Raw genomic sequence first — 26,495 nt, forward strand, 5'->3', positions numbered from 1 at the left:
GGCCGGGTAGGGGTGTGACGGCGTGGTGCGGAGGGCGGACATGGCCGAGCAGAAGGTTCCGGCGGAGACGGTCGACTCCGACAGCACGCCCGTCGACCGACCGGACACCGCCCAGGCCACGGACACCGCCGGAGCCACGGGCGAGCCGCCCGCCACGGATGTCGCCGAGCCCGACGTCGCCGCGAAGGGAGCGCCCCCGGAAGCGGTGGACGCCGACGGATCCGGCGGTGAGGCGGCGTCCGACCGGCAGGCCACGAACGCCGAGGCGACCGGCGCCGAGGCGGAAAACGCCGACGAACCGGGCATCAGACCCCGTCCCGACGTGGCGGCGGGTTCGGGCGGTGGCGCGTCCGGCCTGCCGAGCCAGCGGGACGGCTCGGCCGCCCCGGCCCGGGCCAGCGCGTCCGTCCCCGGAGCGGCCCCCGTCACGGCCGACGAGGCGGCCGCCGGCGCCCGCGCGAGCACCACCGCCCACCGCGCCGCCAGCGCACCCGTCGCCCGGGCCAGCGTCACCGTGCCCGGCCCCAGCCGGGCGACCGCCGACGAGCTGGCCGCCCGGGCCAGCGTCGCCGTGTCGAGCACGAGCCGGGCGACCGCCGACGAGGCGCAGGCCGCTGCGACGCGGTCCGGCGCGCCGGCCGTCTACCGGTCCGGCCCGGTGGACCGCGACCCGCCGGAGCCCGCACAGCCCCCGGAGCCGGCGCAGCCGCCGAAGCCTCCCGTACCGGAACCGGAGCCCGCCCCCGCGCCCACGCCTCCCGTGCCGGGGCCCACCCCGCCGTCACCCGCGCCGCCGGTGCCCGAGCCGACTCCGCCGACGCCCGGCCCGTACCCGCGTCCCACCCCGCCCCCGGGTCCCGGGCCGCGCCCCACGCCGCCTCCCGGCCCGGTGCCGCCCCCACCGGGCCCCCCGGCACCGCCGCCGGGTCCACCGGTACCGCCGCCCCCGCCGCCTCCCGGCCCGATGCCGGCGCCGCCGTTCCCCCCGCCCCCCGCGACGCCGTTCTCGTCGGCCGCCACGTCGTTCGGGCCGCCGTCCGCCCGCACGGCCGCACCCGTCTCCGGCCCGCCGGCACGCGACTCCGCCGACGCGTCGGCGCGGCCCGAGCCCACGCTGCCGGGGTGGGCGCAGGCGGCCCGTCCCGAATCGGCCTCGGGTGGCGCTCCGGGTGGAGGCACGGTCGGCGGCACCCGGGCGGGCGCCTCGCACACCAGCGCTTTACCTGCTGCCCCGACGACCGGCGGAACGCCCGCCCCGGCAACGACCGGCCGGTACGGCGGCAGCCCGGAGCCGGCCGGCACGGTCTACGGCGCGAATCCGGACGGCCCGGGCTTCGCGACCGTCGCCCTGCCGAACCCGGTGGAGACCTCCGGCTCGCTGACCGGGCACATCCTCGCCCAAGGGTGGTCCGAGACCCCCGCCGCCGAGCGGTCCCGCACGGCCCGCGTGATGATCGTGTTGGCCGCCTCCCTCGGCCTGCTCGTGGTGATCAGCGTGCTGCTCGTCCTCCTCGCCGACGACGCCGTGAGCGGCCTGGTCGGCAAAGTGCTCGACAGCTGACCCGCTCACCCAGCCGACCCCGCCCAGCCCACCCCGCCCAGCCCACCCCGCCGACCCCCGGCCCCAGCCGCGGCCGGGGGTCGCCTCGGTGATCAAGAGATTTGCGTCGGAATTCGGGGCCGGATCGACGCAAACCTCTTGATCACCGGGCTGAGCCGGGCGGGGGCGGGCCGGGGCGGGTGGTGAGGCCGCACACTACGGCGCGCGGCCGGATGGCGGCGCGCCGCAATCGCCGTACACTGGTAACGATCATTGACCTGGCGCGCCTCCCGCGCGCCCATGGGCGGTCTTGCGGGCGATTCCCGCGGCGTTGCGCCGCGGCGGGCCATCGCGAAGATGCGCCCCGCTTGAAAGGCACTTCTTGACCATCTCTGCTGACCCCAGCACGTTTCCGTCCGCCTTCGACCCCGCCCCGGAGCACGGCGCCCCGGCCCCGGAGCAGCAGCCCGACGCCGCGCCGGCCGCCGACACGCGGGACTTCGCCGACCTCGGCCTGCCCCAGCCGCTGGTCCGCGCCCTCGCCCGGCAGGGCATCACCAGCCCGTTCGAGATCCAGCGCGCCACCGTGCCGGACGCGCTCGCCGGGCGGGACGTGCTCGGCCGGGGGCAGACCGGCTCCGGCAAGACCCTCGCGTTCGGCCTGCCGCTGCTCGCCCGCGTCGCGGCCGGCGAGCGGGCCCGCCCCCTGCGCCCGCGCGCGCTGGTCCTGGTCCCGACCCGGGAGCTGGCCATGCAGGTCAACGACGCCCTGTTGCCGCTCGGCAAGGCGGTGGGCGTGTTCCTCAAGACCGCCGTCGGCGGGGTGCCGTACGACCGGCAGATCGACGCGCTGCGCCGCGGCGTGGAGGTCGTGGTGGCCACGCCGGGCCGGCTCGCCGACCTGATCGAGCGGGGCGTGTGCCACCTCGACGACGTCGAGACGACCGTGCTCGACGAGGCCGACCAGATGGCCGACATGGGCTTCCTGCCCGAGGTCACCGAGCTTCTCGCGAAGACGCCGGCCGGCGGGCAGCGGCTGCTGTTCTCGGCCACTCTGGACGGTGACGTGGACGCCCTCGTGAAGCGTTTCATGACCGATCCGGTCACGCACTCCACCGCCCCGCCGACCGCCGCGGTCTCCACCATGGACCACCACATGCTGCTCATCCCGCCGCAGGACAAGTTCCCCGTGGTGGCGTCGATCGCGGCCCGCGACGGCCGGACGATGGTCTTCGCCCGCACCCAGCTCGGCGTGGACCGGCTGGTCAACCAGCTCGCCGCGGTGGGCGTACGGGCGGGTGGGCTGCACGGGGGCAAGACGCAGCGGATGCGTACGCGCACCCTCGCCGAGTTCCGCGAGGGCCGGACGAACGTGCTGGTCGCCACCGACGTGGCGGCCCGCGGCATCCACGTCGACGGTGTCTCGCTGGTGCTGCACGTCGACCCGCCGAAGGACCCGAAGGACTACCTGCACCGCGCCGGGCGTACGGCACGCGCCGGTGAGTCCGGCGCGGTGGCCACGCTGGTGCTGCCGAAGCAGCGCCGGACCACGCTGGCCATGCTGGAGAAGGCGGGCGTCGAGCCGGCGGAGACCCGTGTGCGGGCCGGTGACCCGGCGCTCGCCGAGCTGACCGGCGCCCGCGAGCCGAGCGGCGTCCCGGTGCGGGACGAGCCGGAGGCGCCCCGCCGGCACGGCGACCGGGCCGGCGGCCCCCGCCGCTTCGGCGACCGGGCCGAGCGCCGCTACGGCGACCGCGGCCCCGGCGAGCGTGGCACGGGCGAGCGCCGCTTCGGCGACCGCGACCGCGCCCACGGCGAGCGGCGTTTCGGCGAGCGGGACGACCGGCGGTACGGCGACCGGCCGGCCGGCGACCGGCGGTACGGCGACCGCCCGCGCGGCGAGCGCGTCGACGGCCGGGACGACCGTCCCGGGTACCGGCCGGCGGACCGCCCGCACGGCGAGCGGCGCTTCGGCCAGCACGACGAGCGCCGCCACGGTGACCGCCCGAGCGGCGAGCGGCGGTACGCAGACCGGGACGGGCGCGGCGCTGACGGGCGCGACCGGCGGGTGGGCTTCCGCACGGAGGGTCGCGGTCGCGACGACCGGCCGCGCGACGAGCGTTTCGGCCGTGCCCCGGCCCGTACCCGCTGAGGCACGACGAGAGATCTTGGTAGGTTCCGGTCCTTCCGGGGTCCGTTTCCTACCAAGATCTCCAGCCGTTGTCGGTTCGGTCGCGTAACGTCCGGCTCATGCCGAGCATGCCGAAGTCGCTCTTCTGGACCAGGACCGACACCGCCGGCGCCGAGCACGCCCTCCTCGACGACAGTCAGGGGTTGGCGGCCCGGGGCACCCTGCTCGCCGTCGACCCGATCCCGTGGACGGGTCGCTACCAGGTCACCACCACACCGGACTGGACCACCACGCGCGTCGAGGTGGAGGTGGAGGGGTCCGGCTGGCTGCGCAGCGTACGGCTGGAACGGGCCGCCGACCGGTGGCGGGTGACCACCGCCGAGCAGGGCGACCTGGACGCGGCGCTCGCGGCGGCCGGGCAGCGACCGGCGGGGCTGCCCGGCACCGACGACCCGGACCGGCTCGGCGAGGCGCTCGACGTCGACCTCGGCGGCTCCCCGTTGTTCAACGCGCTGCCGGTGCACCGGCTCGGTCTCGCGGCTCGGCCGGCCGACACGGCGTACCGGATCACGGTGGCCTGGGTGCTGGTGCCGAGCCTCGTGGTCGTGCCCGCGGAGCAGATCTACACGTCGTTGGGGTCGGGCCGGGTCCGCTTCAGCACCGACACCTTCTCGGCCGACATCGACCTGGACGCCGAGGGGTACGTGGTGCGCTATCCCGGGCTCGCCGAGCGGCCCGCGTCCCGCTGAGCCCGGCCGACGGCCGCTGAGCCCGGCCGCTCAGGCTGGCCAGGCGCCGCTGCTGAGGAAGCGGTCGATGCTGGCCAGGTGCGGGGTGAGGTCGAGGCCCTGCGCGCTCACCCAGTCGTCGGCGTAGTACGTGTCGGCGTAGCGGTCGCCCGCGTCGCAGATGAGGGTGACCACCGAGCCGGTGCGGCCCTCGGCGAGCATCTCGGCGATCAGGCCGAAGGCGCCCCACAGGTTGGTGCCGGTCGAGCCGCCCACCCGCCGCCCGAGCAGCGTCGACGCGGCCCGCATGGCGGCCAGCGAGGCGGCGTCTGGCACCTGCACCATCCGGTCCACGACGGACGGCAGGAAGGACGCCTCGACGGCCGGTCGGCCGATCCCCTCGATCCGGGAGCCCTTTCCGGTGCGGTACGACCAGTCGGCGGCGACCCAGGCGGGGTAGAACGCCGAGTTCTCCGGGTCGACCACGCAGAGTTTCGTGGGTAGCCGGCGGTAGCGGGCGTACCGGCCGATGGTGGCGCCGGTGCCGCCGGTGCCGGCGCCCACGACGATCCAGGCGGGCACGGGGTGCCGCTCCCGGGCGAGCTGGGAGTGGATCGACTCGGCGATGTTGTTGTTGCCCCGCCAGTCGGTGGCCCGCTCGGCGTAGGTGAACTGGTCCATGAAGTGCCCACCGAGGTCGGCGGCGAGCCGCCGGGCCTCGACGGCGACCCGGGCGGGGTCGTCGACGAGGTGGCAGCGCCCGTCCTGGAACTCGATCTTGGCAACCTTCTCGGCGGAGGTGGAGGCGGGCATCACGGCGATGAACGGCAGCCCCAGCATCCGCGCGAAGTACGCCTCGGAGACCGCCGTCGAGCCGGAGGACGCCTCGACGATGGTCGTGCGTGACCCGATCCAGCCGTTGCAGAGCCCGTAGAGGAAGAGCGAGCGGGCGAGCCGATGCTTCAGCGACCCGGTGGGGTGCACCGACTCGTCCTTGAGGTAGAGGTCGATCCCCCACTCTCCCGGCAGCGGGAAGGGCAGCAGGTGGGTGTCGGCCGAGCGGTTGGCGTCCGCCTCCACGGCCCCGATCGCGTCGGTCACCCACGTACGGCTGGCCTCGTCGCACCGGTCCAGGTGGGTCACGCCGGAAACGTAACAGGCCGGGTCACGTTCCGTCGGCTTCCGCGCGACGCCGTTGCCGGCGCTGCCCGGCCCGCCCCACGGCGCGCACCACCGGGGTCAGCGCGAGCGCGAGCCGGGGCGCCGCGTCCAGCAACCGGACCTGCGCACCACGCCACCGCGGCATGGTGACCACCGGGCGGGGCCGGCGGGCCAGCCGGGCCGCCCGCGCCGCGACGCGCTCCGCGCTGAGCATCGAGCCCGTGAAGGAGGCCAGCGCGCCGGGGTCGTCCAGCCGGTCGTGCAGCATCGGCGTCCAGATCCCGTCCGGGCACAGGCACGACACGTGTACGTCCCGGTGGCCGGCCATCCGCAGGTCGGCCAGCGTGCCGAGGCTGAACGCGAGCAGCGCGTGCTTGCTGGCCGCGTAGACCGTCTCGCCGGGCGCCGCCACGAGCCCGGCCAGCGAGACGACGTTGAGCACGTGCCCGCGGCCCCGGGCGCGCATGAGGGCCAGAGCGGCGAGGGTGCCGTTCATGGCGCCGAGCGCGTTGACCTCGATCAGCCGACGCCGGGTCGACGCGTCCTGCTTCCAGGCCGGGCCGGTGACGAGGATCCCGGCGTTGTTCACCCAGAGGCCGAGGCCGCCGCCACGCTCGGCCGCCGCGGCGGCCACCTCGGCACAGCCCGTCTCGTCGCGTACGTCGAGCGGCCGGGACCAGCCGCCCAGCGGGGCGGCCGCGGCGGCGACGGCGCGTGCGTCCAGGTCGGTGAGCAGGACCGGCCAGCCGTCGGCGTGCAGTGCGGCGGCGACGGCCCGGCCCAGGCCGCCCGCGGCGCCGGTCACGACGGCCGCGCCGCGCGCTGGCGAGATCATCGGCGCAACGTACCGCCGGCGGCGGGGACGGCGCCAGGGTCGACCGATCCACTCCGTTCCGCCGATCCGGCGGTGTCGCGCGGTGCCGGATGCCGCGACGTCGCGATCCGGTGTCGATCAAGCCCCGGCCACCCGGCGGCCGGCGGTCAGGCCTGCGGCGCGGGGAGCGGTTGCGGCCGGTTCTCCCACTTCGTGGAGAGCGCGATCCCGGTGCGGGTGGAGGCCACCCCGGGGGTCCGGTTCAGCCGTACGATGAGCTGCTCCAGCTCGGCGATGGTGCCGACGCGGGCCTTGAGCAGGAACGACTCGACCCCGGCCATGAAGTAGCAGGACTCGATCTCGGGCATGGCCCGGAACGCCCCGAGGACGTCGTCGGTGTCGGCGCCGGAGTCCTCGACGATGCCGATCAACGCCGTGACACCGAGCCCCACCGCCTCCGGCGCGACGTCGGCCCGGTAGCCCCGCAGGACGCCGCCGGCCTCCAGCTTGCCGACCCGCTCGTGCACGGCGGGCGCGGAGAGGCCGACCTGGCGGGCCAGTTCGGCGTACGAGAGGCGGGCGTTGCTTCGCAGCAGCTCCACGATGCTGAGGTCGATGGCGTCCACGGACTGTGACCCTAGCCCCTCGGCCGTAACGGCCGGACTCCGGCATCCGTTGCACATGACAGCAGGTGACAGTTCGCGTACACAGAGTCAAGGGAGCGCGACGCCGGTACCATTGACTAACTTCCCACTCAGTGCGTTTTTCGCGTTTGGCGGACAGGCCAGGTCGCTGGTGCTGTAATTGCCATACGTCCCTCATGACGGCTCTGGGCTCGCACCGGCCGGGGGCAGTGTGTTCAGCCGGGGGCTTCGTCGACGCGAGGAGGGGGCTGTGGACACTGGAGATCGCCTGCTGACACCGGGTGAGGTCGCCGCGCTGTTTCGGGTGGACCCGAAGACTGTGACGCGTTGGGCGGCGGCGGGTCGGATCGGCAGCATCCGGACTCCAGGCGGGCATCGCCGGTTTCGGGAATCCGAGGTGCGGGCCCTGCTGGAGGGGGAGGGCATGCTGGACGAGACCGACGACATGGGAAGACCACGAAACACCGGCCCGGCGGCCTCGACCGGCCCCGGTCCGGCAAACGCCGGCATGTACTGAGGTCCACGGACCGGGCCGGAGCGTCCGGTCCGCGTCCCGGCCGCCGGCATGCGGCCGGTTTCCTCAGCGCGGCCGGTTTCCTCGGCGCTGCCGGCTACCTCAGCGCGGCCGGCTTCCTCGGCGCGGCCGGCTACCTCAGCGCGGCCGGTTTCCTCGGCGCGGCCGGTTTCCTCAGGCTCGGTCCGTGCCGAGCGCGCCCGACCACCGCCGGAACAGCGTGTGCGGCACATCGAGAGCGTCCAGCACCTTGCCGGCGACGAAGTCGACGAGTTGCTGGGCCGTCGCCGACGCGCCGGCGCCGTAGAAGCCCGGGCTCGCCGGCAGCACGACCGCGCCGGCGTCGTGCAACGCGATCAGGTGCTCGAGATGGCTGCGGGTCACCGGCGTCTCCCGGGGCACCAACACCACCGGCCGCCGTTCCTTCAGGTTGACCTCCGCGGCCCGTTGCAGCAGGTCCTTGGAGAGCCCGATGGCGATGCCGGCGCATGCCGCCGTGCTCGCCGGCACCACCACCATGCCGCGCGCCCGGTAGGAGCCGCTGCTCGGCCCCGCCGCGAGGTCACCGGCCGGCCAGTGCCGCACGTCGGCGCCGGTCACGTCCCGGCCGAGCCAGGCGGCCAGGTCCTCAATCCAGTGCGCGTCCCGGAACGGGCGGCCGGTCTCGTCGAGCAGGGTGAGCCGGGCGGCCCGGGACACCACGAGGTCCACCGGTTCCCCGGCGTCGAGCAGCCCGCGTACGACGGCCGCCGCGTACGGCGTGCCGGACGCGCCGGAGACCCCGACCACCCACGGTTCGCGCATGGCGTCCAGCCTCCCGGTCAGGCCCGCAGGCCGAGCCGGATCACCAGGTCGAGCAGGGCGAAGGCGAAGAGGGCGATGCCCACGAAGCCGTTGGCCGTGAAGAACGCCCGGTTGACCTTGCTGAGGTCGGTGGGGCTGACCACGAGGTGCTGGTACGCGAAGGCGACCGCCGTGAGCGCCAGCCCGATCCACCAGAGCCAGCCGAAGCCGACCAGCGCGCCGAACCACCCGAAGAGCCCGAAGGTCACCACGTGCGCGACCGTCGAGGCGTGCAGCGCGAAGCGCGGGCCGTACCGGGCGGGGACGCTGTGCACGCCGATCCGCCGGTCGACGTCAACGTCCTGGCATGCGTAGATGAGGTCGAAGCCGCCGATCCACAGGCCGACGGCCGCGCCGAGCAGCCAGGCCGGCCCGGAGCCGTCGAGCGTGCCGGTGACCGCCAGCCAGGCGCCCACCGGCCCGACCGCCTGGGCGATCGCGAGGATCGCGTGCGGCCAGTTCGTGAACCGCTTGCCGTACGGGTAGACGACCAGCGGCACCACGGCGAGCGGGGCGAGCGCCAGGCAGAGCGGGTTGAGCAGCGCGGCGGCGGCCAGGAAGACCACGATCGCGACGAGCGCACCGGTCCACGCCGTCCGTACGCTCACCGCCCCGGTGACCAGCTCCCGCCCGGCGGTACGCGGGTTCCGGGCGTCGATCCGCCGGTCGAGGATCCGGTTCGCGGCCATCGCGAACGTCCGCGCGCCGACCATGGCGACGGTGATGAGCAGCAGGTCGAGCCAGCGCACGTGGCCGCCGTTGAGCTGCATGGCGGTGAGCGCGGACAGGTACGCGAAGGGCAGCGCGAAGACCGAGTGCTCGATGGTGACCAGCCGGAGGAAGGACTTCACCCGGCCCGGCCGTTCCGCCGGCGCGTCGAGAACCGCCATCAGATCCCGTACTCCTTCCAGCGCTTGTCGACCAGCGAGACCACCTCGGGCGCCATCCGCATCTCCTCCGGCCAGCCCCGGGTGTAGCCCTCCTCGGGCAGCTTGCGGGTCGCGTCGATGCCCGCCTTGCCGCCCCAAAACTGCTGGTACGACGAGTGGTCGAGGTGGTCGACGGGCCCCTCGGTGAGGAGCAGGTCCCGGGCGTAGTCGACGTTGCCGAAGGCCCGGAAGGCGACCTCGTTGTAGTCGTGCACGTCGCAGTCCTCGTCGACGATCACGATCAGCTTGGTGAGCGACATCAGGTGCGCGCCCCAGATCGCGTTCATCACCTTCTGCGCGTGCTTGGGGTAGCGCTTGCGGATCGACACGATGGCGCAGTTGTGGAAGACGCCGGCGGCCGGGAGGTCGTAGTCGACGATGTCCGGGATCAGCATCTTGAGCAGCGGCTGGAAGATCCGCTCGGTGGCCTTGCCGAGGCCGTGGTCCTCCTGCGGCGGCTTCGACGTGATGATCGAGTGGTAGACCGGGTTCCGCTGCATGGTCATCGCCTCGACGTGCAGCACCGGGAACGGCTCGACGGGCGTGTAGAAGCCGGTGTGGTCGCCGAACGGGCCCTCCGGCATCCGCTCGCCGGGCTCGAGGTAGCCCTCGAGCACCACCTGGGCGTGCGCCGGCACCTGGAGCGGCACGGTGAGGCAGTCCACCATTTCGACCCGCTCGCCGCGCAGGAAGCCCGCGAACAGGTACTCGTCGATGTCGCTGGGCAGCGGCGCCGAGGCGGCGTACGACACCACGGGGTCGCAGCCGATCGCCACGGCGACGGGCAGCCGCTGGCCGAGCCGTTCGGCCACCGCGTGGTGGGCCGTGGAGTCCTTGTGGATCTGCCAGTGCATGCCGAGGGTGTTGTGCGTGTGCTGCTGGAGGCGGTAGAGGCCGAGGTTGCGCTTGCCGGTCTCCGGGTGCTTCGTGTGGGTGAGCCCGAAGTTATGGAAGATCCCGCCGTCGCCCGGCCAGACCTGGAGGCCGGGCAGCCGGTTCAGGTCGACGTCGTCGCCGCGGTAGACCACCTGCTGGCAGGGCGCGGTCTTGACCTTGCGGGGCGGCAGCGACTTGAGCTGCATGACCTTGCCGAGCCCCTCGCGGATGCCCGACCAGCCGACCGGCAGCTCCGGCTTGATCAGCTCGCCGATCCGGGCGCCCACCTCGTCGAGCGACTCGACGCCGAGCGCCATGGCCATCCGCTTCTCGGTGCCGAACAGGTTGATGGCGACCGGCATCTCACCACGGGTCGGCCGCTCGAAGAGCAGCGCCGGGCCGCCCGCGCGGACCGTCCGGGTGACGACCTCGCTGATCTCCAGGGTCGGGTCCACGGGGACGGTCACCCGCCGCAGTTCGCCCGCGCGTTCGAGCGCCGCGACGAAGTCCTTGAGATCGGTGTACGGGAAGCCGTGAGCCGCCATGTCCGCCAGTCTCCCGCACCGGCGCTCCGGGCACCCCAGCCGGGTGGGGTGATGTCGTCGACCCGTGTGCGTTCCGCCACAGCACGCCTGATCGGCCCGGGCCGGGCGCCGAGCGCCCCGGGCCGGCGTCGTCAGGCGGCCGGTTCCCAGGAGTACGGGGCCAGGTGCGGGTCGAGCGGGGCGCGGGTGAGCCGGTTGGCGAAGGTGGAGATGGTGTACGTGCCGACGCCGAGCACCACGTCCAGGGCGTGCCGGGGCAGGTAGCCGGCGGCCAGGAAGGCGGTCAGGTCCTCCTCGGGCACGGCGCCCCGCTCGTCGAGCACGGCGAGCGTGAAGCGCCGCAGCGCCTCCAGCCGGTCGTCGGGCAGGGGCGTGCCGGCGCGCAGCGCGGCGATCAGCTCGGGTGCGGCGCCGTGCCGGGTCAGGGTGGCGGTGTGCATGGCGACGCAGAGGTGGCACTCGTTGCGGGTGGCCACCGTCAGCACGACGACCTCCCGCTCGACCGGGTCGAGGGCGCAGCTCTCGAAGATGCCGTTGACGGTGAGGAACCCCTTGAGCAGTTCCGGGGACTCGGCCAGGAGGCCGACGGCGGCGGGTAGCTGGCCGAGCTTCCGGCGCACCCCTTCCATCGTGGGTCGCGCGGCGGCGGGGGCGGTGTCGGTGGTGTGCGGGGTGAACACGGGCATGGCAAGCCCCTTCGTCCGACCGTGACGTAGGATCGTCAACGTGGTTGACGAAATAGTAAATGTGGTTGTCGAACGTGGCAACGGCTGATCCCGACCGACCCGGCTTCCTGCTGCCCCTGCTGTTGCTGGCGGGCTTCCGTACGCTCATCGACGACCTGCACGCCGAGCTGGCCCGGCAGGGCCACCCGGAGATGCGACCGCTGCACGGCTTCGTGCTCCAGGCCGTCGGCCCGGACGGCACCACGGCCGGCGAGCTGGGCCAGCGCCTGGGCGTCTCGAAGCAGGCCGCCGGCAAGACGGTGGACCGGCTGGTCGCCCTCGGCTACCTGGAGCGCGCCGACGACCCGCGTGACGCCCGGCGCAAGCTGGTCCGCATGACCGAGCGCGGGTACGACGGGCTGCGCCGCTCGGCCGTCATCTTCGACCAGCTCCGGCAGCGGTGGACGGCCACGCTCGGGCCGGAACGGGTCGCCGCCATCGAGGACGACCTGCGCACCGTCACGCCCGCGAACTGGTTCCGCCTCGACGTGCCCGGGTTCTTCGGCGCCTGACGTCGGTTGGTCGGCGCGCGACAATTGTCACCGGCCCTGGCGTCCGACGTTCCCTGGGCGGAGCCTGAGAGGCATGTCGGACGTGTACGTCGTTGGGGATCCGGACGGGCTGTCGCCGCTGCTCACCGAACTGCGCGACGCGGTCGCGCGGGAGCTGCACGCCCAGCTCGCGCTGCGCGCGGAACGCATCGAGCTGGCCGACGTGCCGGAGGCGGCCTACCAGGTCACGCTGCGGATCGACGAGCTGCTCAGCCAACGCCGCGTGTAGAACCACAGTTCTTAGAACCGTAGTTCTACAGATTGTGGCGTCAGCTCAGGCCGCCGTACGAGTGCAGGCCCGTGAAGAAGATGTTCACGCCGAACAGGTTCATGAGCATGGTGAGGAAGCCGAGCACGGCGACCCAGGTCGCCACGTTCCGCTTGACGCTCGGCGTGGCCCGGGCGTGCAGGTAGCCGGCGTAGACCACCCACGAGATGAACGCCCAGGTCTCCTTCGGGTCCCAGCCCCACGGCCGGCCCCAGGCCGCCTCGGCCCAGATCGCGCCCGCGATCACCGCGAAGGTGAAGATCGGGAACGAGAAGGCGTGCAGCACGAAGGTCAGCCGCTCCAGCGCAGCCGCCGCGGGCAGCCGCTTGGCCAGGGTGTACGGGAAGCTCGTCCGCCCGGCCTCGTAGCCGCGGCGCATGAGGAACGCCACGGCGGGCACCACGCCGAGCAGGAAGATGCCCGACGAGAAGACGATCGTCGAGACGTGGATGACGAACCAGTACGAGTTGAGCGCCGGCACGAGCGGCACCACCGGCACGTAGAGCACCAGCTCGGCGGTGGCCACCAGAAGCACCATCACGAGGGTGAGGAACAGCCCCAGCTTGCGCAGGGACGGCCGCTTCGCGAGCACCACGAGCCAGGCCGCCACGCCGATGAAGGTCACCGTGAGCACGAACTCGTACATGTTGCCCCACGGCATGCGGTCGGCCGCGACCCCGCGGGTGACCAGCGCGACGAGGTGCAGCAGCGCGGCGACCACCGTGGCGCCGACGGCGACGCGTCCGGCCAGCCGGGCCCGGCCGGCGGTGCGGCCGGCCGCGGTGGTCACCGGCGGCGTCGGACCGGCCGGCGCGGCGATCGTCCCGCCGGGCGCGCCCGCGCCGGCTCCCACGAGTTCCCGTTCCCGGACGGGCGCCGCGGCGGCGGCCCGGACCCGGACGTTGCCGAGCGCGTACTCGACCGCGTGGCTGATCATCGCGACCAGGTACGCCAGGATCGCGAACGTCACCAGCTGGTCGGAGAGTGCGGACATCACTCGGTCCCTTCCCGGTCGCTCCGGTCGCGATCCGTGCCGCCCCGCTCGTCCGGCCGCCCGTCACCGCTCACCGCGGCGGCGAGCTGCGTGAACTCGTCGGCGAACCCTGGATAGTCGGTGCGCGGCAACCCACCGGCCTCGACCAAACTACTACCGCTCGTCGGAGTTTGTGCCGTGGGGTCCGCGGATTCCGCAGGCGTCACCCGGAAGAACACGCGGCGGCGACGGCCGAAGAGTGACCCCATGAGCCCCACGAGCAGGAACCCACAGCTCACGAGCAGCAGGTCCGAGCCGGGGTCGTGCCGCACCGACAGGGTGACGTACGGCCGGGTGCCGAGGAACTCGACGGTGGTGCCGTCGTCGAGCTTCCAGCTCTCACCCGGCTTGAGCACCTTGTCGCCGACCTGCTTCACCTTGCCCGTACGGATCTGCCGCTGGTCCAGCTCGTAGACCGAGCCGGGGATGCCGGCGTCCAGCCCGAGGTTGCCGCGGTAGGCGACCAGGTTGAGCAGCGGGTTGCGCTCGGTCGGGTAGTCCGAGCGCACGTACGGCGGGGAGTCCGGCGCCGTCGGCAGGTAGAGCCCCGTGAAAGCCACCTGGAGGTCCGGGTCCCGCTTGCGCGTCTTCGGGTCGACGTTGGCGTCCGGGAACGCGGCCATCCCCTCGCCCGTGAGCCCCATGTCGCCGGTCGTGAGGAACGGCAGGTTGCTGACCTGGCTGCGCCCGTACCGGTCGGTGTAGCGGATGACCGGGGCGTACCCGTGGCCGAGCAGGTAGACGCTGGAGCCGTCCAACCGCAGCGGCGCGTTCACCGAGAAGTCCGCGGTCCGGTTGGCCTTGCCGGCCTCCTCCACGGTCACCGTGGCGTTGAACGACTTCGGCTGCCCGGACTCGAGGAACTGGGCGTCGAACCGGTCCAGGGTCAGGCAGAAGGGGGGCAGGTCGGCGCTGTCGACGCGCGGGCCGAGTTTCGCCTCGGCGTACTGCTGGCGGGTGTTGCAGAACGCGTTCTCGCCGCCGGCCACGAGGAGCCGGTTGCCGCTCCAGCCGTACCAGTGCCCGAGCGCCACGCCGGCCAGCACGAGCACCAGCGTGGAATGGAAGATCAGGTTCCCGGTCTCCTTGAGGTAGCCCTTCTCGGCGGAGACCTCGTCGCCCCGGACCGTCACCCGCCACCGCCGCCGGCGCAGCACCTCGGCGATCGCCGCGGCGCCACCGGGCGGGCCGGTGAGCACCGTGTGCTGCGGCAGCCGGTCCAGCCGCTTCGGGGCGGCCGGCGGCTGCGCCCGCAGCGCCCGGACGTGGTCGCGCAGGCGCGGCGTGATGCAGCCGATCAGCGAGGTGAACAGCAGCAGGTAGATGGCGGAGAACCAGACCGAGCCGAAGACGTCGAACCCGCCGATCCGGTCCAGCCGGGGAGCCAGGTCGGGGTGCTCGGTGAAGTAGTCGGTGACCTTCTCCGGGCTGATGTTGCGCTGCGGCAGCACCGAGCCGGGGATGGCCGCGACCGCCAGCAGGAAGAGCAGCACCAGGGCCGTACGCATGCTGGTGAGCTGCCGCCAGGAGTTGCGCAGCAGGGCCAGCACCCGGTTGGGCCGGCGGCGGGGCGCCTCGGCCTGCGGGGCCGGCCGCTCGTCCACGACGGTCATCAGATGCTCACCTCACCCACCCCGACGGTGGTCTGCAGCCAGATCACGACGTTCGTCCACCCGCCCGTCACCAACGCGAGCCCGATCACGATCAGCAGGGCGCCGCCGACGCGGGTGACCCAGCGGCTGTTGCGGCGGATGGCGCGGAAGACCCCGAGCAGGCGCTGGAAGCCCAGCCCGAAGACGACGAACGGTACCCCCAGCCCGAGGCAGTACGCCACGGCGAGCACCACGGCCCGGTCGATCTGCCCGCCCACGGCGGCCATGCCGATCACCGCGCTCAACGTGGGCCCCACGCACGGCACCCAACTGAGCGCGAACACCGCGCCGAAGACGGGCGCGCCGAGCAGGCCGGCGGCCGGCAGCCGGTGGATGCGGAACTCGCGCTCCATCCCGGGGACCAGGCCCACGAAGGCCAGCCCCAGCACGATGATCAGCGCGCCGATGACGATCTCCAGCGTCCGCTCGTAGGCGAAGAAGACCTTGCCCACGCTGGCGAAGAGGATCGCCGTGGCGGTGAAGACGACGGTGAAGCCGGCGATGAAGAGCAGCGTCCCGGCGAGCACCCGGCCCTTCACGGCCGCCGTGACACGCCCCGCCTTCTCCTGGCGTACGGCGACGGCCACGCCGCCGCCCGGGCCGACCGGGGCCCCGCCCGTGGGGTTGCCGCGCTCCCGGCCCTCCAGGTCGGCGCCGGCCAGCCCGGTGACGTACGACAGGTAGCCGGGGACCAGGGGCAGCACGCACGGGGACAGGAAGCTCACGAGGCCGGCGAGGGCCGCCGCGCCGATGGCGAGCAGCAGCGGGCCGGAGAGGGCGACCTGCCGGAACGTCTCGCCCATCAGCGGGAACCGGACGAGGACCGCTCGGCGGCGATCCGCTCGACGATGGGTTGCAGGCCCTCCTGCTTGACCGCGGCGCGAATGACCACGGCGACCCGGCCCTCCCGGTCGAGCACCACGGTGGCGGGGATGGTGTTCGGCGGGATGTCCAGGGCGAGCGCGAGCCGGCTCGGCGGGTCGAAGAGGCTCGGATAGGTCACCCGGCCCTCCTCGAAGGCGAGCGCCTTGTCCCTGCTGTCCTGGATGTTGATGCCGAGGAACGTCACCCCGGAGCCCTTGGTCGCCTGGTAGGTGGCCTCCAGGTCGTCCGCCTCGGCACGGCACGGCGCGCACCAGGAGCCCCAGAAGTTGACGACGACCACTTGACCGCGCGCCTGCGAGACGTCGTAGCCGCCGCCCGTGAGCAGGTCACCGGAGATCTTCGGGGGCGCCGACCGCTCGTCCGGCGCGCACTCGATGACGCCGTCGGAGGTGGTGGCGCAGGCCTTCTCCTGGCTCTGCGACGTGCAGCCCGCCAGCGCCACCGCGGCGACGGTGGCGAGCAGACCGGCGGTCCACCTCCGGGCGCGCATATCAGGCCCCCTTGGCCGTCCGGGCTGTCGGCGACATGGCCACCAGGTGGGCGGCGGGCTCGCTGTAGCCGATGCCGACCACCTTCGCACCGTCGAAGTGGAAGGAGGTGAGACTGGCCAGGCCGCACTGCCGCCGGCGCGGGTCGTGCCAGAGCCGCTTGCGCTCGACGTACCGGCGCAGCGTCCAGATCGGCAACTGGTGCGAGACCAGCACCGCCTCGCGCCCCTCGGCGGCGATCCGCGCGGCGTGCAGCGCCGCGAACATCCGCTCGGCGATCGCCCGGTACGCCTCACCCCAGGACGGCGTGACCGGGTCCCGCAGCACCCACCAGTTGCGCGGGTCGCGGAACGAGCCGTCGCCGGGCGAGACGCGCTTGCCCTCGAACCAGTTGGCGCTCTCGATCAGCCGCTCGTCCACCCCGACGGGCAGGCCGAACTGCGCGGCGATCGGCTCGGCGGTCTGCTGGGCGCGCTCGAGCGGACTGGCGACCACGTGCACCACCTCGCGGTCGGCGAGCCCCTGCGCGGCGGCCTTCGCCATCTGCACACCGAGTTCGGAGAGGCGGAACCCGGGCAGCCGCCCGTAAAGGATCTTGTCCGGGTTGTACACCTCGCCGTGCCGCAGCACGTGGACCACCGTCTTGCTCACCGCGCCTACCCCCCGTGACCAGCCGCTGCCGCTGCCCGCGCCGCCGTCGGCAACGCGGCGGCGATCTGCTCCAGGGCGGCGTCGTCCAGCGCCGCCGAGACGAACCAGGACTCGAACGCGCTCGGCGGCAGGTAGACGCCGGCGGCGAGCATCGCGTGGAAGAACGCCTTGAACGCCGGCACCTGCTGCGTGCGGGCGCTGTCGTAGTCCACCACGTCGGCGTCGGTGAAGAAGATCGAGAACATGTTGCCCGCGTACGACAGCCGGTGCGGCACCCCCGCGGCGGCCAGCGCGTCCGACGCCAGCTTGCCCACGGCGGCGGCCGTGTCGTCGAGCCGCCGGTACAGCGCGTCGTCGGCCAGCCGCAGCGTGGCCAGGCCGGCGGCGCAGGCCAGCGGGTTACCGGACAGCGTGCCGGCCTGGTAGACCGGGCCGGCCGGGGCGAGCCGGGCCATGACCTCCGCGCGCCCGCCGAACGCCGCGGCGGGCAGGCCGCCACCCATGACCTTGCCGTACGTCCACAGGTCCGCGTCGGATGCGTCGAGGCCGTGCCAACCCGAGCGGGACACCCGGAACCCGGTCATCACCTCGTCGACGATGAGCAGCGCGCCGTGCGCGTGCGCGATCCGCGCCAGCTCCTGGTTGAAGCCGCCACGGGGCGCGACGACGCCCATGTTGCCGGCGGCCGCCTCGGTGATGATCGCGGCGATGTGCTGCCCCTCGGCCGCGAACGCCTCCTCCACCGCACGCAGGTCGTTGTACGGCAGCACGATCGTCTCGCTCGCGGCGGCGCCCGTGACGCCCGGCGAGTCGGGCAGGCCGAGCGTGGCCACGCCCGAACCCGCGGCGGCGAGCAGCGCGTCCACGTGGCCGTGGTAGCAGCCCGCGAACTTCACGATCTTGGAGCGGCCGGTGAAGCCCCGGGCCAGCCGGATCGCCGACATGGTGGCCTCGGTGCCGGAGTTGACGAGCCGGACCTGCTCGACCGGGGTGCGGTCGACGATCTCGGCGGCCAGCTCCACCTCGCCCGGGGTCGGCGTGCCGAAGCTCGTGCCCCGCGCGGCGGCGGCCTGCACGGCTTCCACCACCTGCGGATGGGCGTGACCGAGGATCAGCGGGCCCCAGGAGCAGACCAGGTCGACGTAGCGCCGGTCGTCGGCGTCGTAGAGCCAGGGGCCCTCGCCGCGGACCATGAAGCGGGGGGTGCCGCCGACCGCGCGGAAGGCGCGCACGGGCGAGTTCACCCCGCCCGGCACGAGAGCGCGGGCGCGGTCGAACAGGGCCTCGGAGGCCGGCGCGTCGGCCGGGTAGCGGCCGGATCCGGCGGAAAAGGTATCGGTCACGATGCCGCCATTGTGTCAGCGGGGACGGGCGAACCGGCAGGCACCCCGGCTCCGGGTAACCCGGCTCACCCGGGGCTGCGCTCCTCGGCGGGCCGGGGCGGCTGGATCGCGTTAGGCTGACCGGGTGGATCGTGCCGAACTGTCCATCACGCTACACCGGACGGGCGAGGAAGCCGTGCTGCGCCTGGCCGGCGAGATCGACATGCTCACGGCCGCCCAGCTCTCGACCGTCGTCAACGAGGTGCTCACCGACCCGCCGCCGCGGATCGTGCTCGACCTCGGCGGGGTCACCTTCTGCGACTCGCAGGGGTTGGGCACTCTCGTCGTGCTGAGCCGTAAGGCGAGCCACGCCCAGAGTCTCCTGATCCTCACCCACGTGGGTGAATTCCTGCTCCGCGTCCTGGACATCACGGGCCTGCGCTCCGCCCTGATGATCCGCAACGACCAGCCCGCAAGCTGACGCCCGCGCGGGCCCTCGCGTGCGGTGGCCCGCCCTCGCGCGGCGATCATGAAGTTGTTGCCTCCTGGCGCCCGATTTGTCGGCAACAACTTCATGATCAGCGGGACGGACCCGGCCGGGAGGCCCGCCCGGGGCCGGGGGGTGGGGGCCGGGGGTGGGTCGGTCAGGACGGGGTGCCCCAGCGGGCCTGTTCCAGGAGTTCCACGGCCCGGTCGCGGCCGGACGGGTCGTCGCCGCGCAGCAGGGTCGTGGCCTCGTCCACCGCGTCGGTGAGCATCCGCCACTGGGCGTCGCGCTCGCGCACCAGGTCCGACTGGGCGGCCAACTGCCGGGTCTTCACCCACAGCTCCACGAAGACGGAGACCTTGGCCCGCAGCACCCACGGGTCGAACGGCTTCGTGAGGTAGTCGACGGCGCCGACCTGGTAGCCACGCAGCGCCAACTGGGCGTCCCGGTCGGCAGCGGTGAGGAAGATGATCGGCACGTGCCGGGTCCGCTCCCGGCGCTTGATGTGACCGGCCGTCTCGAAGCCGTCCATGTCCGGCATCTGGGCGTCGAGCAGGATCACCGCGAAGTCGTCCACCAGCAACTGCTTGAGCGCCGCCTCGCCGCTCTCCACGGCCACCGCCTGGACCGGCAGGCCCTGGAGGATCGCCTCCAGGGCCATCAGGTTCTCCCGACGGTCGTCCACGAGCAGCGCCTTGGCCATCTGGGTCACGAGTTCTCCTCGATCCGGGTGCCGCTCATCCAGGACGACATCAGCTCGATCAGCTCGTCCAGGTCGACCGGCTTCGTGATGTAGTCGCTGCCCCCGGCGGCCAGCGCGGACTCGCGGTCACCCGGCATGGCCTTCGCCGTCAGGAAGACGATGGGCAGGTCCGCGAAGCGGTGGTTACGCCGGATCTGGCGGGTCGTCTCGTACCCGTCCTGGTCCGGCATCATGGCGTCCATCAGGACGATGTCCACCTCCGGGTGCTCGGCGAGCAGGCGGACGCCGTCCGCCCCGTTGTCCGAGTACAACACGGTCATCCCGTGCAGTTCCAACGCGCTGGTGAGGGCGAACACGTTCCGCACGTCGTCGTCGACGATCAGCACGGTCGCCCCGTCGAGCTGGCGGCTGGTCGGCGCGGCCGGCGGCTCGGGCAGCTCCAGCGGCGGCATGAGCAGCGACGACGGCAGGCCCGCCCGGGCCGGCGACGGCGGCAGCGGCGCGACCACCGCGTCCGGCGCGAGCACGTCCGGTACGAACAGCGTGAACGTCGAACCCTGACCGGGCGCCGAGCTGACGGTGATGGTGCCGCCGAGGAGCCGCGCCAGGTCCCGGCTGATCGACAGGCCGAGACCCGTGCCGCCGTACCGCCGGCTCGTGGTGCCGTCGGCCTGCTGGAACGCCTCGAAGATGATCGACAGCTTGTCGTCGGAGATGCCGATGCCCGTGTCTATCACGGTGAACGCGATCACCTGCTGGGCGTTGGTGAGCGTGGGCACGTCGAAGACCGCGCTCTCGGCCGCCGGGGCGATCCGCAACGTCACCGCCCCGTTGTCGGTGAACTTCACCGCGTTGGAGAGCAGGTTGCGCAGGATCTGCTGCAACCGCTGCGCGTCGGTGACCACCGACGCCGGCAGGTCCTTGCTGATCCGCACCTGGAAGTCGAGGCCCTTGTCCTCGGCCTGCGGCGCGAACGCCTGCTCCACGTACCCGCGGATCTCGGCGAACCGGACCTCCGTGGGCTCGACGTCCATCCGCCCCGCCTCGATTTTGGACAGGTCGAGGATGTCGTCGATCAGCGAGAGCAGGTCGGACCCGGCGCTGTGGATCGTCCGGGCGAACTCGATCTGCTTCGGCGTGAGGTTCTGCTCCGAGTTCTCGGCCAGCAGCCGGGCCAGCAGGAGCAGCGAGTTCAGCGGCGTACGCAACTCGTGGCTCATGTTGGCGAGGAACTCCGACTTGTACGCCGAGGCTCGGGTGAGCTGCTGCGCCTTCTCCTCGAGGCCGAGGCGGGCCAGCTCGATCTCCCGGTTCTTCGTCTCGATGTTGCCCTTCTGCTCGGAGAGCAGGGTGGCCTTCTCCTCCAACTCGGCGTTGGTCCGCTGCAGCTCCGCCGACTGCTCCTGAAGCTCGTGCGCCAGCCGCTGCGACTGGGCCAGCAGTTCCTCCGTACGCCGGTTGGCCTGGATCGTGTTGACGGCGATGCCGATGGTGAGCACCAGCCGCTCCAGGAACGACAGGTGCAGCTCGCTGAAGGGGACGACGCTCGCGAACTCGATCACCCCGAGCAGCTCGCCCTCGAACAGGACGGGAAGCACCACGAGGTCGGCCGGGGGCGTGTCGGCCAGGCCCGAGCGGAGCGTGAGCGTCCGGTCCGGCGTGGCGCTGACGCGGATCGTCCGGCGGGAGAGGGCGGTCTGGCCGACGAGTCCCTCGCCGGGGCCGAACGTGACGTCGCGCCCGCGCGCCACGTACCCGTAGGAGGACGTGAGCCGCAGCCGCATGCTCCCCTCGGAGGTGTCCGCCAGGAAGAACGCGCCGAGCTGGGCGTCGACCAGCGGGGTGACCTCCGTCATGATCATGCGGCAGACCTCGCCGAGGTCCCGCTGGCCCTGGAGCAGGCCGCTGATCCGCGCGAGGTTGGAGTCCAGCCAGCCCTGCTCGGCGTTCTTCTTGGTCGTCTCCCGGAGGGTAACGATCATCTGGTTGATGTTGTCCTTCAGGTCGGCGATCTCGCCCTGCGCCTTGACGTTGATCCGCTGGGTCAGGTCACCGCGGGTCACCGACGTGGAGACCTGGGCGATCGCCCGCAGCTGGGTGGTCAGGGTGGACGCCAGCTGGTTGACGTTCTCGGTGAGGTCGCGCCACGTGCCGGAGACGCCCTTCACCTGCGCCTGACCACCGAGCTTGCCCTCGATGCCGACCTCGAAGCCGACGCGGGTGACCTCGTCGGCGAACGAGGAGAGCTGGTCCACCATCGTGTTGATGGTGTTCTTCAGCTCCAGGATCTCGCCCTGGGCGTCGACGGTGATCTTCTGCGACAGGTCGCCCTTCGCGACGGCCGTCGTGACCGAGGCGATGTTGCGCACCTGGGCCGTCAGGTTCGAGGCCATCGAGTTCACGTTGTCCGTGAGGTCCCGCCACGTGCCGGAGACCCCCTTCACCTGGGCCTGGCCGCCGAGCTTGCCCTCGGTGCCCACCTCGCGGGCCACCCGGGTCACCTCGTCGGCGAACGACGACAGCTGGTCCACCATCGTGTTCACCGTCGACTTCAGCTCCAGGATCTCGCCCTGCGCGTCGACCGTAATCTTCTGCGACAGGTCGCCCTTCGCGACCGCCGTGGAGACCTGGGCGATGTTGCGCACCTGGGCCGTCAGGTTCGAGGCCATCGAGTTCACGTTGTCCGTGAGGTCCCGCCACGTACCGGCGACCCCGCGTACCTGGGCCTGACCGCCCAGCTTGCCCTCGGTGCCCACCTCGCGGGCCACCCGCGTCACCTCGTCGGCGAACGACGACAGCTGGTCCACCATCGTGTTCACCGTCGACTTCAGCTCCAGAATCTCCCCCCGGGCGTCCACCGTGATCTTCTGCGACAGGTCACCCTTAGCGACCGCCGTCGTGACCGAGGCGATGTTGCGCACCTGGCTCGTGAGGTTCGACGCCATCGAGTTCACGTTGTCGGTCAGGTCCCGCCACGTACCGCTGACGCCCTTGACCTGGGCCTGACCGCCCAGCTTGCCCTCGGTGCCCACCTCGCGGGCCACCCGCGTCACCTCGTCGGCGAACGACGAGAGCTGGTCCACCATCGTGTTCACGGTGTTCTTCAGCTCCAGAATCTCGCCCTGGGCGTCCACCGTGATCTTCTGCGACAGGTCACCCTTCGCGACCGCCGTGGAGACCTGGGAGATGTTCCGGACCTGGCTGGTCAGGTTGCCAGCGAGCTGGTTCACGTTCTCCGTGAGGTCCCGCCAGGTGCCGGAGACGCCACGCACCTGGGCCTGGCCGCCCAGCTTCCCCTCGATGCCCACCTCGCGGGCCACCCGCGTCACCTCGTCGGCGAACGACGACAGCTGGTCCACCATCGTGTTGACGGTGTCCTTGAGTTCGAGGATCTCGCCCTGGGCGGCGACCGTGATCTTCTGCGACAGGTCGCCCCGCGCCACCGCGGTCGAGACCTGGGCGATGTTGCGCACCTGGGCCGTGAGGTTCGACGCCATCGAGTTGACGCTGTCGGTCAGGTCCTTCCAGGTGCCCGCGACGTTCGGCACCTCCGCCTGGCCACCCAGCTTGCCCTCGGTGCCCACCTCGCGGGCCACCCGCGTGACCTGTTCGGCGAAGAGCCGCAGCGTGTCGGTGAGCGAGTTCATGGTGTCGGCCAGCTCGGCGACCTCGCCCCGCGCCCCGACCGTGATCTTCTGGGAGAGGTCACCCTTGGCGACGGCCCGCGCCACCTGGGAGATCGACCGCACCTGGCCGGTCAGGTTCGAGGCCATGGTGTTCACCGAGTCGGTGAGGTCCTTCCAGGTGCCGGCCACGCCCCGCACGTCGGCCTGGCCACCCAGCTTGCCCTCGGTGCCCACCTCGCGGGCCACCCGCGTCACCTCGTCGGCGAACGACGACAGCTGGTCCACCATCGTGTTCACCGTGCGCCCGATGCGCAGGTACTCACCGCGCAGCGGCCGCCCGTCGATCTCCAACGCCATGTGCTGCGAGAGGTCGCCGTCGGCCACCGCCACGATGACCCGGGCGATCTCGGTGGTCGGCCGGCCGAGGTCGTCGATGAGCGAGTTGACCGCCCGGTTCCCTTCGGCCCACGAGCCGTCCAGCCCCTCCTCGTCCAGCCGCTCGGTGAGCCGGCCGTCCCGACCCACCACCCGGCTGATCCGGCGCAGGTCGAGGTACTGCCGCTCCTGGAGTGACGCGACCTCGTTGAACGCGTCCGCGACCTCCCCGGCCCGCCCCGCGCGCCGGGGCAGCCGCACCTTGAGGTCGCCGCGGCGGACCCGCCGCAGCGCCTCGGTCAGTTCATCGAGGAGCGCCTCGTTGTCGGGCGCGGACGGATCCGCCACCGCCTGCTTCGCCGTGGTCATTCTTCCTCGTCTCAGCTCGGGGGCCACCGGCTCGTGCCGACTGCCGGCCATCCAATATTGTGCCCGCGGTCCCGCCGATGCCAGGCCGCGCGACCGTCCGCCACGCCCTCAATCGGAACGAACGGCGACGGACGGTACAGGCGGTCGCAGACCGGGCGGCCCGACGCGGGACGCGGTAGGGCCGGGACCGGCTTGGCACCCGCCGGGTTGGCGGTGGAGGATACGAGGGTGTCGGCGGAGACGAGGCCCGCGACGGCCGGGGGCCCGGACGGGCACGTCCGGCGCGTCCGCCTACCCGCCGACCGGCGTACGCCCGCGGCGGCCCGCGCCCTCGTCCGCTCGGTGCTGGCCGAGGCGCACCTGGACGAGCTGCTCAACGAGGCGTTGCTGCTCACCACGGAACTCACCACCAACGCCGTGGAGCACGCCGGCACCGAACTGGACATCGAGGTCGTCGCGGACGGCGTCGGCCTGACCGTCACCGTCTCCGACTTCGCCTCCGGGCCCGTCGAGGAGCTGATCGTCGGCGTACGCAACGAGGCCAGCGAGATCACCGAGGTCGCCGAGCGGGGCCGTGGCCTGCTGCTCGTCGACCACTTCTCGAGCCGCTGGGGCACCACGTACCTGCCCAGCGGCAAGGGCGTCTGGTTCCGCCTCGACCGGTCGGGCGCCACCGGCGCGACGCCCTCGGAGACCGGCGTCGCCCGCGGCACGCCCGGCGCCACGGCGGGCGGCGCCCACGAGTCGGGCTCCGGCTCCGCGCCGAGCGCCGCGGCGGTGAGCGAGCTGATGCAGATCAGCCCCGACCCGTACGCCGACGACCCGTTGCCGGACTTCGCCGCCAACCTCCTGGGCCGGGTCGCCGAGATGGTCGGCGCGGCCGGCGGCCTCATCCGGCTGGACCGGGGTGACGGCACCGGCCCGCAGGTGCTCGCCCGCTACGGCCGGCAGCCCCGCGCCGGCAACGAGCTCCTCCACGTGTCGCTGAGCGTGCACCGCCCGTACAGCGGTGAGCTGGAGCTGGACGCCGCGCCGTCCGCGTACGCCCGGCCGCTGGCCGTGCTGGCCGCCGAGCGGCTGTCGCTGCACCTGGAGAACGACCGGCTGCGCCGGGCCGACGTCCGGCGGCAGGCCTGGCTGACGTTCCTGGCCGAGGCGAGCGAACTGCTCGCCCAGTCGCTCGACGTCGAGTTGACCATGGCGCTCGTCCCGCAGCTCGTGGTGCCGCGGCTCGGGCAGTGGTGCGCCGTGCACACCGCCGACGAGTGGGGGCGGCTGCGGCTCGCGGCGGCCAGCCACGCCGACGAGTCGATGCTGCCGCAGCTGCACAAGGTGCTCGCCGAGACCGGGCCCGACTCGATCCAGGCCCGGCTGCGCGAGGCCTCCCGCAGCGCCGCGCAGGTGCCGCTCGGCGGGCCCATGGAGGGCTTCGCCGTCCCGCTGATCGCCCGGGGTCAGCGGCTCGGCACCCTCGCCGTGGGCCGGCACCAGCGACACCGGCACGACCCGGACGAGGTCGCCGTGCTGGAGGACGTGGCACGCCGGGCCGCGCTCGCCATCGAGAACGCCCGGATCCACGCCGAGCGGCGCCGGGTGGCGCAGACGCTCCAGCAGTCGCTGCTGCCGCCCGTGCTGCCCGTCGTGGACGGGATCGGCTTCGCCGCCGAGTACGTCCCCACCGGAGGCGACGCCGAGGTGGGCGGCGACTTCTACGACGTCGTGCCGCTGCCGGACGGTCGGTGGCTCGTGGTGATCGGCGACGTCTCGGGCAAGGGTGTGCAGGCGGCGGCGGTCACCGGGCTGGTCCGCGACGTGATCCGGGTGCTCGTGGGCGACGGCAAGCCGCTGCCGGAGGTGCTGACCCGGCTCAACGAGACGCTGGTCGAGCGGGGCGGCGGCCGGTACTGCACGCTTGCGCTCGCGGCCGTCGGCCCCGGCGACGGCGACCGGTTGGACGTCTCCCTGCACCTCGCCGGGCACGACCGGCCGGTGCTGCTCCGCAGCGCGGGCGGAGGCGGGTTCGTCGGCACCGGAGGCACGGCGCTCGGCCTGCTCGACACCATCGCCACGCCCACCGCCGACGTGCCGCTCGCACCCGGCGACGCGCTCGTGTTCTACACCGACGGGGTCACCGAACGCCGGCGCGGCCGCGAGTTGTTCGGCACCGACCGGCTCCGCGAGGCCGCCGCGCCGCTGGCCGGCTACTCGGCCGACGTGATAGCCGCGCGGCTGCGGACCACCGCGCTGGGCTTCTCGGTCGAGGCGCCCCGCGACGACATCGCGATCCTCGTGCTGCGCAACGACGCGACCTGACACCCGGTCGGCGGCGTTGCCGGGGCGGCGGCGATCTCACGGCGACGCTTTCGTGGCCGCCCTCCCGTGGCCGGCCCGGAGCGGCGGCGCTCTCGTGGCGAGATCGAGTTCGGCTTCGGCGCTCGTGCGGCTTGATCGACTCGACTTCCTGGAAACTGCGGTGTCCTACCGGGTCCGACACCGCGACTTCAAGGATCTGGTGTTGATCAGACCGTCGCAAGGAAGGGTGGCGGCCCAGGTGGGATCATCCGAGCAGGACGGGCCCGATCAGCTACCAACCGACGAGCCGCCTACCGGGACAGATCGCTCAGCCACCGGCCGT

23 protein-coding genes are annotated in these 26,495 nt (G+C 73.0%); 8 read left to right on the forward strand and 15 right to left on the reverse strand.

What is annotated here, in order from left to right; genetic code table 11:
* Positions 1–40: 40 nt before the first annotated feature.
* From ACSNOA_RS00935 to ACSNOA_RS00945, 3 genes are all read left to right on the forward strand, one after another.
* A complete protein-coding gene (locus ACSNOA_RS00935; RefSeq protein ID WP_436655222.1) occupies positions 41–1,561 on the forward strand; it encodes a hypothetical protein in 1,521 nt (506 codons plus the stop codon).
* 361 nt (positions 1,562–1,922) lie between these two features.
* On the forward strand, positions 1,923–3,692 hold the full coding sequence (locus tag ACSNOA_RS00940) for a DEAD/DEAH box helicase (protein ID WP_436655224.1): 1,770 nt from the start codon (positions 1,923–1,925) through the stop codon (positions 3,690–3,692).
* A gap of 107 nt (positions 3,693–3,799) precedes the next feature.
* Positions 3,800–4,420: a putative glycolipid-binding domain-containing protein gene (locus ACSNOA_RS00945; protein ID WP_436656168.1), complete on the forward strand. Its 621-nt coding sequence runs from the start codon at positions 3,800–3,802 to the stop codon at positions 4,418–4,420.
* Positions 4,421–4,450: 30 nt separating this feature from the next.
* On the opposite strand, the gene ACSNOA_RS00950 is transcribed toward ACSNOA_RS00945, so the two are convergent.
* The 3 genes from ACSNOA_RS00950 to ACSNOA_RS00960 form a co-directional block, all read right to left on the reverse strand.
* Positions 4,451–5,542 (reverse strand): PLP-dependent cysteine synthase family protein, encoded by a 1,092-nt coding sequence (locus ACSNOA_RS00950; protein WP_436655226.1) that lies wholly within the window; start codon positions 5,540–5,542, stop codon positions 4,451–4,453.
* 22 nt (positions 5,543–5,564) lie between these two features.
* The gene (locus tag ACSNOA_RS00955) at positions 5,565–6,395 is read right to left on the reverse strand and encodes an SDR family oxidoreductase (protein WP_436655228.1); all 831 of its coding nucleotides are present in this window, start codon (positions 6,393–6,395) and stop codon (positions 5,565–5,567) included.
* A 146-nt stretch (positions 6,396–6,541) separates the two neighbouring features.
* Positions 6,542–7,000 carry an Lrp/AsnC family transcriptional regulator gene (locus ACSNOA_RS00960; RefSeq protein WP_436655230.1) on the reverse strand — a complete coding sequence of 153 codons (459 nt, stop codon included), beginning with the start codon at positions 6,998–7,000 and terminating at the stop codon, positions 6,542–6,544.
* Between the two features lie 268 nt (positions 7,001–7,268).
* Here ACSNOA_RS00960 and ACSNOA_RS00965 point away from each other — a divergent pair, with 268 nt between their 5' ends.
* Positions 7,269–7,535, forward strand: a complete 267-nt coding sequence (locus tag ACSNOA_RS00965) for a BldC family transcriptional regulator (protein WP_436655232.1) — start codon at positions 7,269–7,271, stop codon at positions 7,533–7,535.
* Between the two features lie 171 nt (positions 7,536–7,706).
* Here ACSNOA_RS00965 and ACSNOA_RS00970 read toward each other — a convergent pair whose 3' ends face one another.
* The 4 genes from ACSNOA_RS00970 to ACSNOA_RS00985 all read right to left on the reverse strand — a co-directional run bounded on the left by ACSNOA_RS00970 (position 7,707) and on the right by ACSNOA_RS00985 (position 11,411).
* Entirely contained in the window at positions 7,707–8,336 is a 630-nt protein-coding gene (locus ACSNOA_RS00970) for a UbiX family flavin prenyltransferase (protein WP_436655234.1), read from the reverse strand.
* A 17-nt stretch (positions 8,337–8,353) separates the two neighbouring features.
* Positions 8,354–9,265, reverse strand: coding sequence for a menaquinone biosynthesis prenyltransferase MqnP (gene mqnP, locus ACSNOA_RS00975; RefSeq protein ID WP_436655236.1), 912 nt, complete (start codon positions 9,263–9,265; stop codon positions 8,354–8,356).
* On the reverse strand, positions 9,265–10,725 hold the full coding sequence (locus ACSNOA_RS00980; RefSeq protein WP_436655238.1) for a menaquinone biosynthesis decarboxylase: 1,461 nt from the start codon (positions 10,723–10,725) through the stop codon (positions 9,265–9,267). Before ACSNOA_RS00980 ends, mqnP begins: the two co-directional genes overlap by 1 nt.
* 131 nt (positions 10,726–10,856) lie before the next feature.
* Entirely contained in the window at positions 10,857–11,411 is a 555-nt protein-coding gene (locus tag ACSNOA_RS00985) for a carboxymuconolactone decarboxylase family protein (RefSeq protein ID WP_436655240.1), read from the reverse strand.
* Between the two features lie 74 nt (positions 11,412–11,485).
* Here ACSNOA_RS00985 and ACSNOA_RS00990 point away from each other — a divergent pair, with 74 nt between their 5' ends.
* Positions 11,486–11,962 carry a MarR family winged helix-turn-helix transcriptional regulator gene (locus ACSNOA_RS00990; RefSeq protein ID WP_436655242.1) on the forward strand — a complete coding sequence of 159 codons (477 nt, stop codon included), beginning with the start codon at positions 11,486–11,488 and terminating at the stop codon, positions 11,960–11,962.
* A 73-nt stretch (positions 11,963–12,035) separates the two neighbouring features.
* Positions 12,036–12,230 carry a hypothetical protein gene (locus ACSNOA_RS00995; protein WP_436655244.1) on the forward strand — a complete coding sequence of 65 codons (195 nt, stop codon included), beginning with the start codon at positions 12,036–12,038 and terminating at the stop codon, positions 12,228–12,230.
* Positions 12,231–12,270: 40 nt separating this feature from the next.
* On the opposite strand, the gene ccsB is transcribed toward ACSNOA_RS00995, so the two are convergent.
* The 6 genes from ccsB to hemL are packed head-to-tail and all read right to left on the reverse strand — an operon-like array spanning position 12,271 to position 18,321.
* Complete coding sequence (ccsB, locus tag ACSNOA_RS01000) at positions 12,271–13,263, reverse strand: c-type cytochrome biogenesis protein CcsB (RefSeq protein WP_436655246.1); 993 nt, start codon at positions 13,261–13,263, stop codon at positions 12,271–12,273.
* A complete protein-coding gene (resB, locus tag ACSNOA_RS01005; RefSeq protein ID WP_436655248.1) occupies positions 13,263–14,915 on the reverse strand; it encodes a cytochrome c biogenesis protein ResB in 1,653 nt (550 codons plus the stop codon). Before resB ends, ccsB begins: the two co-directional genes overlap by 1 nt.
* Positions 14,915–15,757 carry a cytochrome c biogenesis CcdA family protein gene (locus ACSNOA_RS01010; RefSeq protein ID WP_436655250.1) on the reverse strand — a complete coding sequence of 281 codons (843 nt, stop codon included), beginning with the start codon at positions 15,755–15,757 and terminating at the stop codon, positions 14,915–14,917. Before ACSNOA_RS01010 ends, resB begins: the two co-directional genes overlap by 1 nt.
* Complete coding sequence (locus ACSNOA_RS01015; protein WP_436655252.1) at positions 15,757–16,329, reverse strand: TlpA family protein disulfide reductase; 573 nt, start codon at positions 16,327–16,329, stop codon at positions 15,757–15,759. The genes ACSNOA_RS01010 and ACSNOA_RS01015 overlap by 1 nt, the downstream gene beginning before the upstream one ends.
* A 1-nt stretch (position 16,330) precedes the next feature.
* Positions 16,331–16,978 carry a histidine phosphatase family protein gene (locus ACSNOA_RS01020; RefSeq protein ID WP_436655255.1) on the reverse strand — a complete coding sequence of 216 codons (648 nt, stop codon included), beginning with the start codon at positions 16,976–16,978 and terminating at the stop codon, positions 16,331–16,333.
* 5 nt (positions 16,979–16,983) lie between these two features.
* Entirely contained in the window at positions 16,984–18,321 is a 1,338-nt protein-coding gene (gene hemL / locus ACSNOA_RS01025; protein ID WP_436655257.1) for a glutamate-1-semialdehyde 2,1-aminomutase, read from the reverse strand.
* A 124-nt stretch (positions 18,322–18,445) separates the two neighbouring features.
* Here hemL and ACSNOA_RS01030 point away from each other — a divergent pair, with 124 nt between their 5' ends.
* On the forward strand, positions 18,446–18,781 hold the full coding sequence (locus tag ACSNOA_RS01030; RefSeq protein ID WP_436655259.1) for an STAS domain-containing protein: 336 nt from the start codon (positions 18,446–18,448) through the stop codon (positions 18,779–18,781).
* 163 nt (positions 18,782–18,944) lie between these two features.
* Here the strand turns inward: ACSNOA_RS01030 and ACSNOA_RS01035 are convergent, their stop codons facing one another.
* Entirely contained in the window at positions 18,945–19,499 is a 555-nt protein-coding gene (locus tag ACSNOA_RS01035) for a response regulator (protein ID WP_436655261.1), read from the reverse strand.
* A complete protein-coding gene (locus tag ACSNOA_RS01040) occupies positions 19,496–23,860 on the reverse strand; it encodes a HAMP domain-containing protein (RefSeq protein WP_436655263.1) in 4,365 nt (1,454 codons plus the stop codon). Before ACSNOA_RS01040 ends, ACSNOA_RS01035 begins: the two co-directional genes overlap by 4 nt.
* 228 nt (positions 23,861–24,088) lie before the next feature.
* Here ACSNOA_RS01040 and ACSNOA_RS01045 point away from each other — a divergent pair, with 228 nt between their 5' ends.
* Entirely contained in the window at positions 24,089–26,173 is a 2,085-nt protein-coding gene (locus tag ACSNOA_RS01045) for a SpoIIE family protein phosphatase (RefSeq protein WP_436655265.1), read from the forward strand.
* Positions 26,174–26,495 lie beyond the last annotated feature (322 nt).

Origin of the sequence: Micromonospora sp. URMC 103 (genome assembly GCF_051386435.1) — a bacterium.
Classification (GTDB): Bacteria; Actinomycetota; Actinomycetes; order Mycobacteriales; family Micromonosporaceae; genus Micromonospora.